Source organism: Pseudomonas sp. B21-036 (genome assembly GCF_024748925.1).
Taxonomy (GTDB): domain Bacteria; phylum Pseudomonadota; class Gammaproteobacteria; order Pseudomonadales; family Pseudomonadaceae; genus Aquipseudomonas; species Aquipseudomonas palmensis.
In genome coordinates this window covers 5,573,660-5,587,042 of the sequence record NZ_CP087178.1, presented here as the reverse complement: position 1 = coordinate 5,587,042, position 13,383 = coordinate 5,573,660, and the positions used below count along the sequence as shown (strand labels likewise).

Annotated in this window: 14 protein-coding genes; 9 read left to right on the top strand and 5 right to left on the bottom strand. The window is 64.9% G+C overall.

What is annotated here, in order from left to right; all coding sequences use genetic code 11:
- The first annotated feature begins 1 nt into the window (after position 1).
- The 5 genes from pstA (at position 2) to LOY33_RS25515 (ending at position 5,560) form a co-directional block, all read left to right on the top strand.
- Entirely contained in the window at positions 2-1,672 is a 1,671-nt protein-coding gene (gene pstA, locus LOY33_RS25535; RefSeq protein WP_043861543.1) for a phosphate ABC transporter permease PstA, read from the top strand.
- Positions 1,673-1,752: 80 nt separating this feature from the next.
- A complete protein-coding gene (gene pstB / locus LOY33_RS25530) occupies positions 1,753-2,586 on the top strand; it encodes a phosphate ABC transporter ATP-binding protein PstB (protein ID WP_258660519.1) in 834 nt (277 codons plus the stop codon).
- 56 nt (positions 2,587-2,642) lie between these two features.
- Complete coding sequence (phoU, locus tag LOY33_RS25525) at positions 2,643-3,407, top strand: phosphate signaling complex protein PhoU (protein ID WP_043861545.1); 765 nt, start codon at positions 2,643-2,645, stop codon at positions 3,405-3,407.
- Between the two features lie 162 nt (positions 3,408-3,569).
- Positions 3,570-4,478: a response regulator gene (locus tag LOY33_RS25520; RefSeq protein ID WP_088513972.1), complete on the top strand. Its 909-nt coding sequence runs from the start codon at positions 3,570-3,572 to the stop codon at positions 4,476-4,478.
- Positions 4,479-4,663: 185 nt separating this feature from the next.
- Entirely contained in the window at positions 4,664-5,560 is an 897-nt protein-coding gene (locus LOY33_RS25515; RefSeq protein WP_054916463.1) for a M23 family metallopeptidase, read from the top strand.
- A 6-nt stretch (positions 5,561-5,566) separates the two neighbouring features.
- Here the strand turns inward: LOY33_RS25515 and LOY33_RS25510 are convergent, their stop codons facing one another.
- The 3 genes from LOY33_RS25510 to phoB form a co-directional block, all read right to left on the bottom strand.
- A complete protein-coding gene (locus LOY33_RS25510; protein WP_043861548.1) occupies positions 5,567-6,907 on the bottom strand; it encodes a hemolysin family protein in 1,341 nt (446 codons plus the stop codon).
- 114 nt (positions 6,908-7,021) lie between these two features.
- Complete coding sequence (gene phoR, locus LOY33_RS25505; RefSeq protein ID WP_213085772.1) at positions 7,022-8,296, bottom strand: phosphate regulon sensor histidine kinase PhoR; 1,275 nt, start codon at positions 8,294-8,296, stop codon at positions 7,022-7,024.
- A gap of 149 nt (positions 8,297-8,445) precedes the next feature.
- Positions 8,446-9,135: a phosphate regulon transcriptional regulator PhoB gene (gene phoB, locus LOY33_RS25500; RefSeq protein ID WP_028942483.1), complete on the bottom strand. Its 690-nt coding sequence runs from the start codon at positions 9,133-9,135 to the stop codon at positions 8,446-8,448.
- Positions 9,136-9,282: 147 nt separating this feature from the next.
- Between phoB and LOY33_RS25495 the strand changes: the two genes are divergently transcribed.
- Positions 9,283-9,657: a hypothetical protein gene (locus LOY33_RS25495; protein ID WP_043861550.1), complete on the top strand. Its 375-nt coding sequence runs from the start codon at positions 9,283-9,285 to the stop codon at positions 9,655-9,657.
- A gap of 32 nt (positions 9,658-9,689) precedes the next feature.
- On the opposite strand, the gene ubiA is transcribed toward LOY33_RS25495, so the two are convergent.
- On the bottom strand, positions 9,690-10,580 hold the full coding sequence (gene ubiA / locus LOY33_RS25490) for a 4-hydroxybenzoate octaprenyltransferase (protein ID WP_054916464.1): 891 nt from the start codon (positions 10,578-10,580) through the stop codon (positions 9,690-9,692).
- Positions 10,580-11,146: a chorismate lyase gene (locus tag LOY33_RS25485; protein ID WP_043861552.1), complete on the bottom strand. Its 567-nt coding sequence runs from the start codon at positions 11,144-11,146 to the stop codon at positions 10,580-10,582. Before LOY33_RS25485 ends, ubiA begins: the two co-directional genes overlap by 1 nt.
- A 168-nt stretch (positions 11,147-11,314) precedes the next feature.
- Between LOY33_RS25485 and LOY33_RS25480 the strand changes: the two genes are divergently transcribed.
- The 3 genes from LOY33_RS25480 (at position 11,315) to LOY33_RS25470 (ending at position 13,123) form a co-directional block, all read left to right on the top strand.
- A complete protein-coding gene (locus LOY33_RS25480; protein ID WP_007954349.1) occupies positions 11,315-11,482 on the top strand; it encodes a rubredoxin in 168 nt (55 codons plus the stop codon).
- A 30-nt stretch (positions 11,483-11,512) separates the two neighbouring features.
- Positions 11,513-12,661, top strand: a complete 1,149-nt coding sequence (locus tag LOY33_RS25475; RefSeq protein WP_054916465.1) for an NAD(P)/FAD-dependent oxidoreductase — start codon at positions 11,513-11,515, stop codon at positions 12,659-12,661.
- A gap of 186 nt (positions 12,662-12,847) precedes the next feature.
- Positions 12,848-13,123: an HU family DNA-binding protein gene (locus tag LOY33_RS25470; RefSeq protein ID WP_008366879.1), complete on the top strand. Its 276-nt coding sequence runs from the start codon at positions 12,848-12,850 to the stop codon at positions 13,121-13,123.
- Positions 13,124-13,383: the final 260 nt, after the last annotated feature.

The window sequence follows — 13,383 nt, the reverse complement described above, 5'->3', positions numbered from 1 at the left end:
CGTGAAAAAGGATTCCCTCAAGAGCTGGTTCAAGAGCGGCGCCCCTGGCGTCTGGATAAGCGGTGGCGCGGTGTCCATCGCGGTGATCATGACCATCGGTCTGCTCTCCGTGATCGCCGTGCGCGGCCTGGCGCACTTCTGGCCGGCCGACCTGATTCAGGCCAGCTACAACGTGCCGGGCCAGGCCAACCACATCGTCATCGGCGAAGTGGTGCAGAAGGAAGAGGTGCCGCTGGCACGCCTCAAGGGGGCCGGCCTGCCGGTACCCGACAACGGCCCGGAGTTCATGACCCGCGAGTTGATCAAGGTCGGCAACCGCGACCTCAACGGCAGTGACTTCACCTGGGTGGTCGGCGACTGGCTGGTGGACCAGCAGAAGCCAGTCGACCTGATCGCCCTGGAGCGCCGCGAGTGGGGCAACTTCTACGGCTACCTGGTCAGCGTCAAGGAAAACGGCAAGGTGGTTGCCGAAGGGCAGGCCGCCTGGAACGAGCTGCAGGCACGCCTCAAGCGTGCTGCCGGCCTGGCCGGCGAGCTGCAGAAGCTCGAGAAGAAGGACATCGGTGCGATCAACCATGGCCTTGAGCGCCTGCGCCTGCAAGCCCGCAAGCTGGAACTGCAAGGCAAGCTGACCCCTGTAGCGCAGGCCGACATGGATGCCGAGCGCGCCGAGCTGAACAACCGCTACAAGGCCATCGAGGACCGCCTGGGCAAGCTGCACCAGGACTTCAGCCGCGACAGCCTGGTGGCCCGTGACGGCAATGGCCGCGAAGTCGAGATCAACCTCGACAAGGTGGTGCACGCCTACCAGCCCAACGCCATGAACAACTTCACCAAGCTGGGCACCTACTTCGCCAAGGTGTGGGAGTTCCTCAGCGACGACCCGCGTGAAGCCAACACCGAGGGCGGGATCTTCCCGGCGATCTTCGGCACCGTGATGATGACCCTGATCATGGCCGTGATCGTCACCCCGTTCGGCGTGCTGGCGGCGGTGTACCTGCGTGAATATGCCCGCCAGGGCCCGGTGACCCGGCTGATCCGCATCGCGGTGAACAACCTGGCCGGCGTGCCGGCGATCGTCTACGGCGTGTTCGGCCTGGGCTTCTTCGTGTACGTGCTGGGCGGCTCGCTCGACCACCTGTTCTTCCCCGAAGCACTGCCGGCGCCGACCCTGGGTACCCCGGGCCTGCTGTGGGCCTCGCTGACCCTGGCGCTGCTGGCGGTACCGGTGGTGATCGTGGCCACCGAAGAAGGCCTGGCGCGGATCCCGCGGACCGTGCGCGAGGGCTCGCTGGCCCTGGGTGCGACCAAGGCCGAGACGCTGTGGAAGATCGTGCTGCCGATGGCCAGCCCGGCGATGATGACCGGCATGATCCTGGCCGTGGCCCGTGCCGCGGGCGAGGTGGCGCCGCTGATGCTGGTGGGTGTGGTGAAACTGGCGCCGTCGCTGCCGGTGGACGGCAACTACCCGTACCTGCACCTGGACCAGAAGATCATGCACCTGGGCTTCCACATCTACGACGTCGGCTTCCAGAGCCCCAACGTCGAGGCCGCACGGCCGCTGGTGTACGCCACCGCGCTGCTGCTGGTGATGGTGATCGCCACGCTCAACCTCTCGGCGGTATGGATACGCAACCACCTGCGCGAGAAGTACAAGGCGCTGGACAGCTGATACCCCTTATTGCAAGCGCCGCCCGTGTGTTGTGCCGGGCGGTACGATGAAACGAAATTGATAGCGTATGGAGTCTTACCATGCAGCATGAATCCCACGCCCACGGCATCGACATGTCCGCCCTGGGTCGCACCAAGCAGAGCCTGCAGTTGGCCGACGAGACCGTGGCCATCGAAGTGCCGGGCCTGAGCCTGTTCTACGGCGAGAAGCAGGCGCTGTTCGATGTCAGCCTGAACATTCCCAAGCAGCGCGTGACTGCCTTCATCGGCCCCTCGGGCTGCGGCAAGTCGACCCTGCTGCGCACCTTCAACCGCATGAACGACCTGGTCGACGGCTGCCGGGTGGAAGGCGCGATCAACCTCGACGGCAACAACATCTACCGCAAGGGCGAGGACGTGGCCGAGCTGCGCCGCCGCGTGGGCATGGTGTTCCAGAAGCCCAACCCGTTCCCCAAGACCATCTACGAAAACGTGGTGTACGGCCTGCGCATCCAGGGCATCAACAAGAAGCGTGTACTGGATGAAGCCGTGGAGTGGGCACTCAAGGGCGCCGCCCTGTGGGAGGAGGTCAAGGACCGCCTGCACGACTCGGCCCTGGGCCTGTCCGGCGGCCAGCAGCAGCGCCTGGTGATCGCCCGTACCATCGCGGTGGAGCCAGAGGTGCTGCTGCTCGACGAACCGTGCTCGGCGCTGGACCCGATTTCCACGCTCAAGGTCGAAGAGCTGATCTACGAACTCAAGTCCAAGTACACCATCGTCATCGTGACCCACAACATGCAGCAGGCCGCGCGGGTTTCGGACTACACCGCGTTCATGTACATGGGCAAGCTGGTGGAATACGGTGACACCGACACCCTGTTCACCAACCCGGCGAAGAAGCAGACCGAAGACTACATCACCGGTCGGTATGGCTAGGATTCAACGATTGAACGCCGCCTGACAGCACTTACCGGACGCGCCAAGGATTTCTCATGATCGACAAAGACAGCCTTACCCATCACATCTCCCAGCAGTTCAACGCCGAACTTGAAGAGGTTCGCAGCCATCTTCTGGCAATGGGCGGCCTGGTCGAGAAACAGGTCAACGACGCCGTCACCGCGCTGATCGAGGCCGATTCGGGCCTGGCCCAGCAGGTGCGCGAAGTCGATGAGCAGATCAACCAGATGGAACGCAACATCGACGAGGAGTGCGTGCGCATCCTGGCTCGGCGCCAGCCGGCGGCGTCGGACCTGCGCCTGATCATCAGCATCTCCAAGTCGGTGATCGACCTGGAGCGCATCGGCGACGAATCGACCAAGATCGCCCGCCGCGCCATCCAGTTGTGCGAAGAAGGCGAGTCGCCGCGCGGCTACGTGGAGGTGCGTCACATCGGCGACCAGGTACGCAACATGGTGCGCGACGCGCTCGACGCCTTTGCCCGCTTCGATGCCGAGCTGGCGCTGTCGGTGGCGCAGTACGACAAGACCATCGACCGCGAGTACAAGACCGCCCTGCGCGAGCTGGTGACCTACATGATGGAAGACCCGCGCTCGATCTCGCGGGTACTGAGCGTGATCTGGGCGCTGCGTTCGCTGGAGCGCATCGGCGACCACGCGCGCAACATCGCCGAGCTGGTGATCTACCTGGTGCGCGGTACCGACGTGCGTCACCTGGGCCTGAAGCGAATGAAGGAAGAAGTCGAGGGCAACGGCAACGGCGAAAAAGCTAATGTTCCGGGCAAACCTGACGATAAATAGGACTGCCCCGAGAATGAACGCCCGGCCTTGGCCGGGCGTTTTCGTTTGCGGCAGCGCAACAGCACGCACCCGCGAATGATTTGACGGAGCCCCGGCATGAGCGAAGTCTTGGCAAATGGCCATCAGTCAACGTTATGCTAGCCGGGTCTTGAAGGAGTGGCGATGAGTAAAGTCAGTGTTCTGGTCGTGGATGACGCGCCGTTTATCCGTGACCTGGTGAAAAAGTGTCTGCGCAATTACTTCCCCGGCATGGTCATCGAGGACGCGGTCAACGGTCGCAAGGCCCAGGTGCTGCTGGAGCGCGAGCGTTTCGACCTGGTGCTGTGCGACTGGGAGATGCCCGAGATGTCGGGCCTGGAGCTGCTGACCTGGTGCCGCCAGCACGAAGCGCTCAAGGCCATGCCGTTCATCATGGTGACCAGCCGTGGCGACAAGGAAAACGTGGTGCAGGCGATCCAGGCCGGTGTGTCGGACTTTGTCGGCAAGCCGTTCACCAACGAGCAGTTGCTGACCAAGGTGAAGAAGGCGCTGACCAAGCTGGGCAAGCTCGATACCCTGATGGCCAGTGCGCCCACCCGCGCCACCTCCGCGTTTGCCAATGACTCGCTGTCGGCCCTGACCGGCGGCAAGGCCGAGACCGTGCGCCCGGCCGCCCCAGCTGCGGCCCCGGTGGCGGCGGCCAAGCCACTGATCAATGCGCCGCAACCGGGCGCGGCCAAGGCGGCGGCGCCGGCGGGCCGCGGACAGGGCCAGCTGCGCCTGTCCAGCGGCAACCAGGCCTGCGTGATCAAGGCCCTGAGCCTGAAGGAAGCCTTGCTGGTGGTACGCCGTGGCGAAGTGCTGCCGCAGATCCTGGAAGGCGCGGTGCTGGACCTGGAGCAGGGCGACAATGCCGAGATCGCGCGGCTCAACGGGTACCTGCATGCGGTGGTGGCGGTGGAATCCAAGCCGGACAGCGACTGGCTGCAGCTGACCTTCCGCTTTGTCGATCAGGATGCGCAGAAGCTCGACTACCTGTCGCGGCTGATTGCCCGCGGTACGGCGCTCAAGCACTTCGTGCCGGGGGCCTGACAGGCCCTTTGCTGCTCGCAGCCTCTTCGCCGGCAAGGCCGGCTCCTACAGCCGTAGGAGCCGGCCTTGCCGGCGAAGGACACACCACTGATCGCCTGCCATACCCCGCATCACTCCCCGCAACACGCCCTCCATATTCCCCTGCTAGGCTTGCTCACAGCTAACCTGTCAGATGGCCACTACCGATGCCGCCACACCTGCTGCTGTTCTGCGCCCTGTTGCTGGCTGCCGGCCCGAGCTGGGCCATGACCATCTACAAGAACACCGACGCCGACGGCGTGGTGTCCTATTCCGATCGCCCCAGCCCCGGCGCTCGCGCACTGGTGTTCCGTGATCGCATGGTCGAGCAACTGGGCCAGCAGGTGCAGTTGCAGGTCAGCAAGTACGCCGACGGCGTGCGTTTCAGTGCCCGCAACGAGCTGCACGCCCCGGTCGAAGTGGAACTGCGCCTGGAGCGCCTGGGCAACGTGCAGAACCTGGCGCCGCGCATCGTCCGGCGGGTGGTACCGGCCCGTTCCACGCTGCTGCTCACTGCCCTCGGTGCGCGCAAGCCCGGTACCCCGGTCAGCTACCGCGAGCAGTTCAACTACACGTTGGGCAACCCCGCCCAGCGCACCCAGGCCTATCGCTACCCGTTCCCCTGGCGCGGCGGCCCGTTCCGCCTCTCCCAGGGCCCCAATGGCACCTACAGCCACTTCGGCCCCAAGGGCCGCTATGCCATGGACATCGCCATGCCCGAAGGCACGCCGATCATCGCGGCGCGGGCAGGGGTGGTGATAAAGACGGAAAACACCCAGAGCGGGCGCGGTACCAACCCGGCAGGCAATTTCGTGCGGATTCTGCATGCCGACGGCACCATGGGCGTGTACCTGCACCTGATGCGCGGGTCGGTGGTGGTCAGCGAAGGCCAGCGGGTGGCCTATGGCACGCCGCTGGCAAGGTCCGGCAACACCGGCAACAGCAGCGGGCCGCACCTGCATTTCGTGGTGCAGCGCAACGTGGGGCTGGCGCTGGAGTCGATCCCGTACCAGTTCAACCAGCCCATCGGCGGGCTGCCGAGCTTTACCGCCGGCAACCCGTAAGGCGCGTCAATCGAGCTTGAGCACCTTGGCCAGCACGATCTTGGGCCCTTTCATCTTCTTGATGATGATGCGCAGGCCGTCGACCTCCAGCACCTCTTCTTCTTCCGGTACGCGCTTGAGCGTCTCGTAGACCAGGCCAGCAAGGGTTTCGGCCTCGATATGGTCCAGGTCCACGCCCAGCAGGCGCTCGACCTTGAACAGCGGGGTGTCGCCGCGCACCAGCAGCTTGCCGGGCTGGTAGGCGAGGATGCCGCGCTCGGTCTTGCGGTGTTCGTCCTGGATGTCGCCCACCAGCACTTCGAGCACGTCTTCCATGGTCAGGTAGCCGATCACCTTGCCATCGGCCTCTTCGACCAGGGCAAAGTGCGCGCCGCCCTTGCGGAACTGCTCCAGCAGCTGCGACAGCGGCATGTGCCGCGATACGCGTTCCAGCGGGCGGGTCAGCTCGGCCAGGTTGAACGACTCGGGCAGGTGGTCCAGCGCGGCCAGTTCCAGCAGCAGGTCCTTGATGTGCAGCAGGCCGACGAATTCGCCGCTTTCGGCGTCGAGCACCGGGTAGCGGCTGAACTTGTGCCGGCGGAACATCGCGAGGATCTCCTTGAGCGGCGCATGGGCGTCGAGGCTCACCATGTCTTCACGGGAATTGGCCCAGTCGACCACTTCCAGTTCGCCCATCTCCACCGCCGAGGCCAGTACGCGCATGCCCTGGTCGCTGGGGTCCTGACCCCGGCTGGAGTGCAGGATCAGCTTGAGTTCCTCGCGGCTGTAATGGTGCTCGTGGTGCGGGCCGGGCTCGCCCTGGCCGGCGATGCGCAGGATGGCGTTGGCACTGGCGTTGAGCAGGTAGATGGCCGGGTACATCATCCAGTAGAACAGGTACAGCGGCACCGCCGTCCACAGCGACAGCAGTTCGGGCTTGCGAATGGCCCAGGACTTGGGCGCCAGCTCGCCGACCACGATGTGCAGGTAGGAGATCACGAAGAAGGCGCTGAAGAACGATACGCCCTTGATGACTTCGGGCGATTGCACGCCCACCGCCGCCAGCAGCGGCTCGAGCAGGTGCGCGAAGGCCGGCTCGCCGACCCAGCCCAGGCCCAGCGAGGCCAGTGTGATGCCCAGCTGGCAGGCCGACAGGTAGGCGTCCAGCTGGCTGTGTACGGTACGCAGGATATGCCCGCGCCAGCCGTTCTTGCCGGCAATCGCCTCGACCCGGGTCGAGCGCAGCTTGACCATGGCGAACTCGGCCGCAACGAAGAATCCGTTGAGCAGAACCAGCAGCAGAGCAAAAAGAATCATGCCGAAATCGGCGAACAGTGAAGCGAGGGTGATACCAGGGGAAGGGTCCATGATGGAGTTTTACGGGGTCCGTCTTCTGAAATAAGGGAGTGTGGCAATGCCAGCAGGTACTGGCGCGAGTCAGCCAATGTAGCGGCTGACTGCGCAAATTTAAAGGGCGGTCGCTCAGGAAACGGTGCGGGTTGCCACCTGAACGGGGGCGAAATGGCAGGTAAAGGTACTGCCGTGGCCCGGTACGCTGCTGATCTCCAGCCGGCCGCGGTGGCGCAGCAGTACGTGCTTGACGATCGCCAGGCCAAGGCCGGTGCCGCCGGTGGTGGAGTTGCGGCTGGAGTCGACGCGGTAGAAACGCTCGGTCAGGCGTGGCAGGTGCTTGGGGTCGATGCCGATGCCCGAGTCCTGCACGCTCAGGTGCGCGCCCTGGGCGTCGGCCCACCAGCGGATGCGGATCTGGCCCTCATCCTGGGTGTACTTGACGGCGTTGAACACCAGGTTGGAGAACGCGCTGCGCAGTTCCGCCTCGCTGCCCTTGAGGCGCACGCCCGGCTCGGCGTCCAGGGTGATGCGCTGGTTGCGCTGGCCGGACAGGGCCTGGGCATCGCCCTTGATCGACTGCAGCAGGCTGTCGATGGCCACCGGCTGGTTGTCGGAGGGGTAGTCGGTGGCCTCCAGCTTGGCCAGCAGCAACAGGTCGTTGAGCAGCGTCTGCATGCGCACGCCTTGCTGCTGCATCTGGGTAAGGGCCCGCACCCAGCGCGGGTTCACCTCCTCGACGTTGTCGAGCAGGGTCTCCAGGTACCCGGCAATCACCGTCAGTGGCGTGCGCAGCTCGTGGGAGACGTTGGCGACGAAGTCCTTGCGCATCTGTTCGAGCTGGTGGATGCGGGTCACGTCGCGCACCAGCATCAGGTGTTCGTTGTTGCCGTAGCGGGTGATGTGCAGCTGGATGCGCAGGCGGTCGCTGATGGGCGAGGGGATTTCCAGCGGCTCGAGGTAGTTCTCCTGTTCGAAGTACTCCTTGAAGCGCGGGTGGCGGACCAGGTTGGTGACCGGCTGGCCGCTGTCCTGTGGGGTCTTGAGCCCCAGCAGGGTCTCGGCGGCGCGGTTCCACCACTCCAGGTTGCCGTCGCTGTCGAGCATGATCACCGCATCCTTGAGGGCGGCGGTGGACTCCTGCACGCGGTCGATCACTGCCTGCAGGCGCCCGCGCACGCGTTGGTCGCGGCGTTGCAGGTGGTAGATGCTGTCGAACACCTCGCCCCACAGGCCATAGCCGTCGGGCGGGGCCTCGTCGGGTTTGTGCTGGCGCAGCCAGTCGTGCAGGCGCAGCAGTTGCTTGAGGGTCCAGCCCAGATACACGCCAAGGCCCAGGGCCAGGCTCCAGCCGTAATGGCCGCTGATCAGCCCGGCCAGCAGGCAGACGGTGGTCAGCAGCAGCATGTGGCGAATCAGGGTGCCATGCCAGTTTTGGTTCACGGTGGGTCCTTAGGACCCGCTGCAAGCTGCAAGCTGCAAGCGGCAAGCTGCAAGATTGAAGCGGATCTGCGTTTGCTTTTGCTCTTACTTGAGGCTTGTAGCTTGCCGTGTTCTCAACTCTTGGTTGAGAACCGGTATCCCGTGCCGCGCACGGTTTGTACCAGATTTTCGTAGGCTTCACCCAGCGCCTTGCGCAGACGGCGGATATGCACGTCGACGGTGCGCTCCTCCACATACACATTGCCGCCCCATACCTGGTCGAGCAGCTGGCCACGGGTGTAGGCGCGCTCCTGGTGGGTCATGAAGAACTGCAGCAGGCGGTATTCGGTAGGGCCCATCTCGGCAGGCTTGCCGTCGATGGTCACGCGGTGGCTGATCGGGTCGAGCAGCAGGCCGCCGACCTCGATCGGGGCCTCGCCATCACTGGGGCCGGCACGGCGCAGCACGGCCTTGAGGCGGGCCACCAGTTCGCGCGGGGAGAACGGCTTGGTGATGTAGTCGTCGGCGCCGACTTCCAGGCCCTGGATCTTGTTGTCTTCCTCACCCTTGGCGGTGAGCATGATGATCGGGATGTCGCCGGTCAGCTCATCGCGCTTGAGGCGCCGCGCCAGTTCGATGCCCGAAGTGCCCGGCAGCATCCAGTCGAGCAGGATCAGGTCGGGCTTGCGGTCGACGATGATGGCATGGGCCTGCTGCGAGTTTTCCGCCTCCAGGCAGTCGTAGCCGGCCATTTCCAATGCAACGGCGATCATCTCGCGAATCGGCGCCTCGTCGTCAACGATCAGAATGTTCCTGCCAACCATGCTCAAACCTCTTCCCATTAAGGTGTCTTGGCCCGCATTAGATAACGGAATTATTGCAGTCGTGTGACAGGTCGTGTGGCCTGGCGGCAACATTCCTTGGCTGAGCTAGGCTTTAGCTCCCACCCATCACCAAAAACGGTGAATCCAATGACACGACATACGCTGAACTGGATGGCTCTCTTTGCTGTTGCAGCACTGGCCCTGCCGGGGGTGGCAGCGGCCGCGCCGGGGATGGAGAAGAACGGCGTGCTGGTCGATTCTGCCGGCATGACGCTGTACACCTTCGACAAGGATGCCGGCGGCAAATCCATGTGCAATGACGACTGCGCCAAGAACTGGCCGCCCCTCAAGGCCATGGCGGGCGACGCCGCCGAGGGCAAGTGGACGCAGATCAAGCGCGAAGACGGCTCGATGCAGTGGGCCTACGATGGCAAGCCGCTGTACACCTTCGTCAAGGACAAGAAGGGCGGTGACATGACCGGCGACGGCATGAAGGACGTCTGGCACGCCGCCAAGCCATGAGGCCGGCCTTGCGCGGCCGCCCCCGAGGGCGGCTAGCGCAGGGCGTAGTCCAGTACCACGCCGATGAACACCAGCAGCCCGGCCCAGTGGTTGTGCAGGAAGGCCTTGAAGCAGGCGTCGCGATCCAGGCTGCGGGTCGACCAGTATTCCCAGGCGAAGCACAGCGCCGCGCCTACCAGCCCCAGGTGGAACCAGCCACCCAGCTCGAAGCGGTTGCCGGCCATCAGCAGGCAGCCCAGCGACAGCAGTTGCAAGGTCAGGATGATGGCGCGATCGGCTTCGCCGAACAGGATCGCGGTGGACTTGACCCCGATCTTCAGGTCGTCGTCGCGGTCGACCATCGCGTAGTAGGTGTCGTAGCCCACGGTCCACAGCAGGTTGGCGATGTACAGCAGCCAGGCGATGGCCGGCAGTTCGCCGGTGGCGGCGGTGAAGGCCATGGGGATGCCCCATGAATAGGCCGCGCCCAGCACCACCTGCGGGTAATAGGTGTAGCGCTTCATGAACGGGTAGCAGGCTGCCAGCGCCACGGCGCCGAACGACAGCCATACCGTCTGCGCATTGGTGCACAGCACCAGCACGAAACTCAGCCCCACCAGGGTCGCGAACAGGACCAGCGCCTCGCGCCCGCTGATGCGTCCGGCCGCCAGCGGGCGTTCGGCGGTGCGCTTGACGTGACCGTCGACCTTGCGGTCGGCAAAATCGTTGATCGCGCAGCCCGCGGCGCGCATCAGCACCACGCCGAACAGGAAGATCAGCACGTTGGCCACGGTGGGCGTGCCCTTGGCCGCGATCCATACCGCCGTGAGGGTGGGCCACAGCAGCAGGTAGATGCCGATCGGCTTGTCCATGCGGCTGAGCTGGATGAAGTCCCAGGCCCGGGGGTGCAGGCGATTGAGCGACTTGAGCAGGCTCAGGTACATCAGCGGTCCTCCAGGCGGGTATCGGTGGCCTGCCACAGGGCGGGCAGGAAGATCTCGGCCACCAGGATGCTCAGTTCACCCTGGTCGAACCGCGAACGGCGTGCCCACAGGCCGTCATGGCGCTGCTCGCGGGGCAACCAGGCGGCAGGGTAGTGGCACACCTCGATGGCCTGGCGGGCAAACCCGGGGCTGCAGAACAGCAACTCGCCCAGCGAACGGCTGCCCAGCGCTTCCATGTCCAGGCCGCCCTGCTGCAGGGCGCTGCGCGCGGCCACACTGCGTGCGTACACCCACGGCTGGCCATGCCCGCGCAGGTACACCTCGCGCACCCAGCCTTCGCTGCCCGGGGCCAGGCCGAGGCTGGTGCACTCGTCGGCGCGCAGCGGCTGCCAGCCCTCGTACAGGGGGGTCACGCTGAAGTGATCGGCGGATAATCGGGTCAGGCGGCGGGTCAACGAGCCCTGGTCGAACAGCCAGTCGGCGGTAAGGGGGTCGGCGCTTGCGGCCAGCGGCGTTTGCTGCTGCAGCCAGTGTGGCGCGGGCACTTGCGAGGTTTCGTACGGCACGGTAGGTATGCGGTTACAAGCCAGTGAGGCGCCGAGCTTAGCATGTTTGCCGGTTGCGCTTGCATCGCGCCACCAGCCTCAGTACAAAGCCCCCTGACGATCCATGCAGCGCCAAGACTGTAATGATCACAACCGATGTGCGTCTGGATTACTGGAGGGAGAGCGATCATGAAGAAGTGGCAATGCGTGGTATGCGGGCTTATCTACAACGAGGCCGATGGCTGGCCGGATGACGGCATTGCGCCGGGCACCTTGTGGCAGGACGTGCCGGAAGACTGGCTGTGCCCGGACTGCGGCGTGGGCAAGATGGATTTCGAGATGATCGAAATCAACTGATCATTTTTTATACAGGGAAGGGATGAAGGCATGAGCGATCCGGTGGTGATTGTCGGTACGGGGCTGGCGGGCTACAACCTCGCCCGCGAATTTCGCAAGCTCGACGGCGAGACGCCGTTGCTGCTGATCAGCGCCGATGATGGTCGCTCGTATTCCAAGCCGATGCTGTCCACCGGCTTTGCCAAGGACAAGGACGCCGACGGCCTGAGCATGGCCGAGCCGGGGGCCATGGCCGAGCAGCTCAAGGCCCAGGTGCGTACCCATACGCGCATCAGCGGCATCGACCCGGGCCACAAGCGCCTGTGGATCGGCGAGGAGCAGGTGCCGTACCGCGACCTGGTGCTGGCGCTGGGCGCGCAGACCATCCAGGTGCCGGTGCAGGGCGACGCAGCCGATGCGATCTTCCCGATCAACGACCTCGAAGACTACGCGCGCTTTCGCGCCGCGGCGGCCGGCAAGCGCCGGGTACTGATTCTGGGGGCCGGGCTGATCGGCTGCGAGTTCGCCAACGACATGCACCTGGGTGGCTTCGAGATCGACATCGTCGCCCCCTGCGAGCAGGTCATGCCGACCCTGCTGCACCCGGCCGCCGCGGCTGCGGTGCAGGCTGGGCTGCAAGGGCTTGGTGTGCGCTTTCACCTGGGCCCGGTGTTGACCCGCCTGGAACGTTCGGCCGATGCCCTGCAAGCGCATCTGTCCGATGGCAGTGTGATCGTCTGCGACCTTGTGGTATCGGCCATCGGCCTGCGCCCCCGCATCGACCTGGCTGCCGCCGCTGGCCTGCAGGTCAATCGCGGGGTGGTGGTCGACCGCCACCTGCGCACCTCGCACGCCAATATCCATGCCCTGGGCGACTGTGCCGAGGTCGACGGCATCAACCTGCTGTACGTGATGCCGCTGATGGCCTGCGCGCGCGCGCTGGCGCAGACCCTGGCGGGCAATCCGACGGTGGTCAGCTACGGGCCTATGCCCATCACGGTGAAGACCCCGGTATGCCCGCTGGTCGTTTCGCCGCCGCCACGCGCCCGCGAAGGCCAGTGGCAGGTCGAAGGGCAGGGCAGCGACATCAAGGTGCTCTGCCGGGATGCCGATGGCCAACTGCTGGGCTATGTATTGACCGGTACGGCAGTGATGGAAAAGCTGGCGCTGAACCGTCAACTTCCGCCGTTGCTGGCATAAATAGCTGTCGTTCTGTCGGATATACCCTGCCATTGCCTGAACAATGGCCGCCCAGAGACTGGCGCGGCCACTGGCGGCGTGCCATTCTCACACCCGTCTGCCGCAGTTTAGAGCCTGCGGTGCCTTAGGCGCTGCCTGCAAGGCAGCACGGCATAACAACAAAAAATCCGTCAGAGGGGCTTCACCATGCGTAAACCAGAACTCGCCGCAGCCATTGCCGAGAAAGCCGACCTTACCAAGGAGCAGGCCAACCGCGTGCTCAATGCCGTACTGGAAGAAATCACCAACGCGCTGCACAAGAAAGACAGCGTCACCCTGGTAGGCTTCGGCACGTTCCTGCAGCGCCACCGTGGCGCGCGCACCGGCAAGAACCCTCAGACGGGCGAGCCGGTGAAGATCAAGGCCAGCAACACCGTGGCGTTCAAGCCAGGCAAGTTCCTCAAGGACAGCGTCAATCCGTAAGGCCGTGGGCTACTGATTGCATTGAAGAGCGGGCACCCCTACAAGGTGCCCGTTCTTGTTTGTGTGGCGGCTCCTCGCCGACAATGCCGGCGCCTACAGGAGATAACCGCCGCCTGCAGGAGCCGGCGTTGCCGGCGAGGAACCCACCGCGCAGTGCGCTATTGCCGTGCCCCGTGCTTGTGACTAGCATACGCCGCCGCCCACACCCGCGCGGCGGTGTTCCAGGGAGGGAGCGGCATGGGCAACTCATCATTCATCGA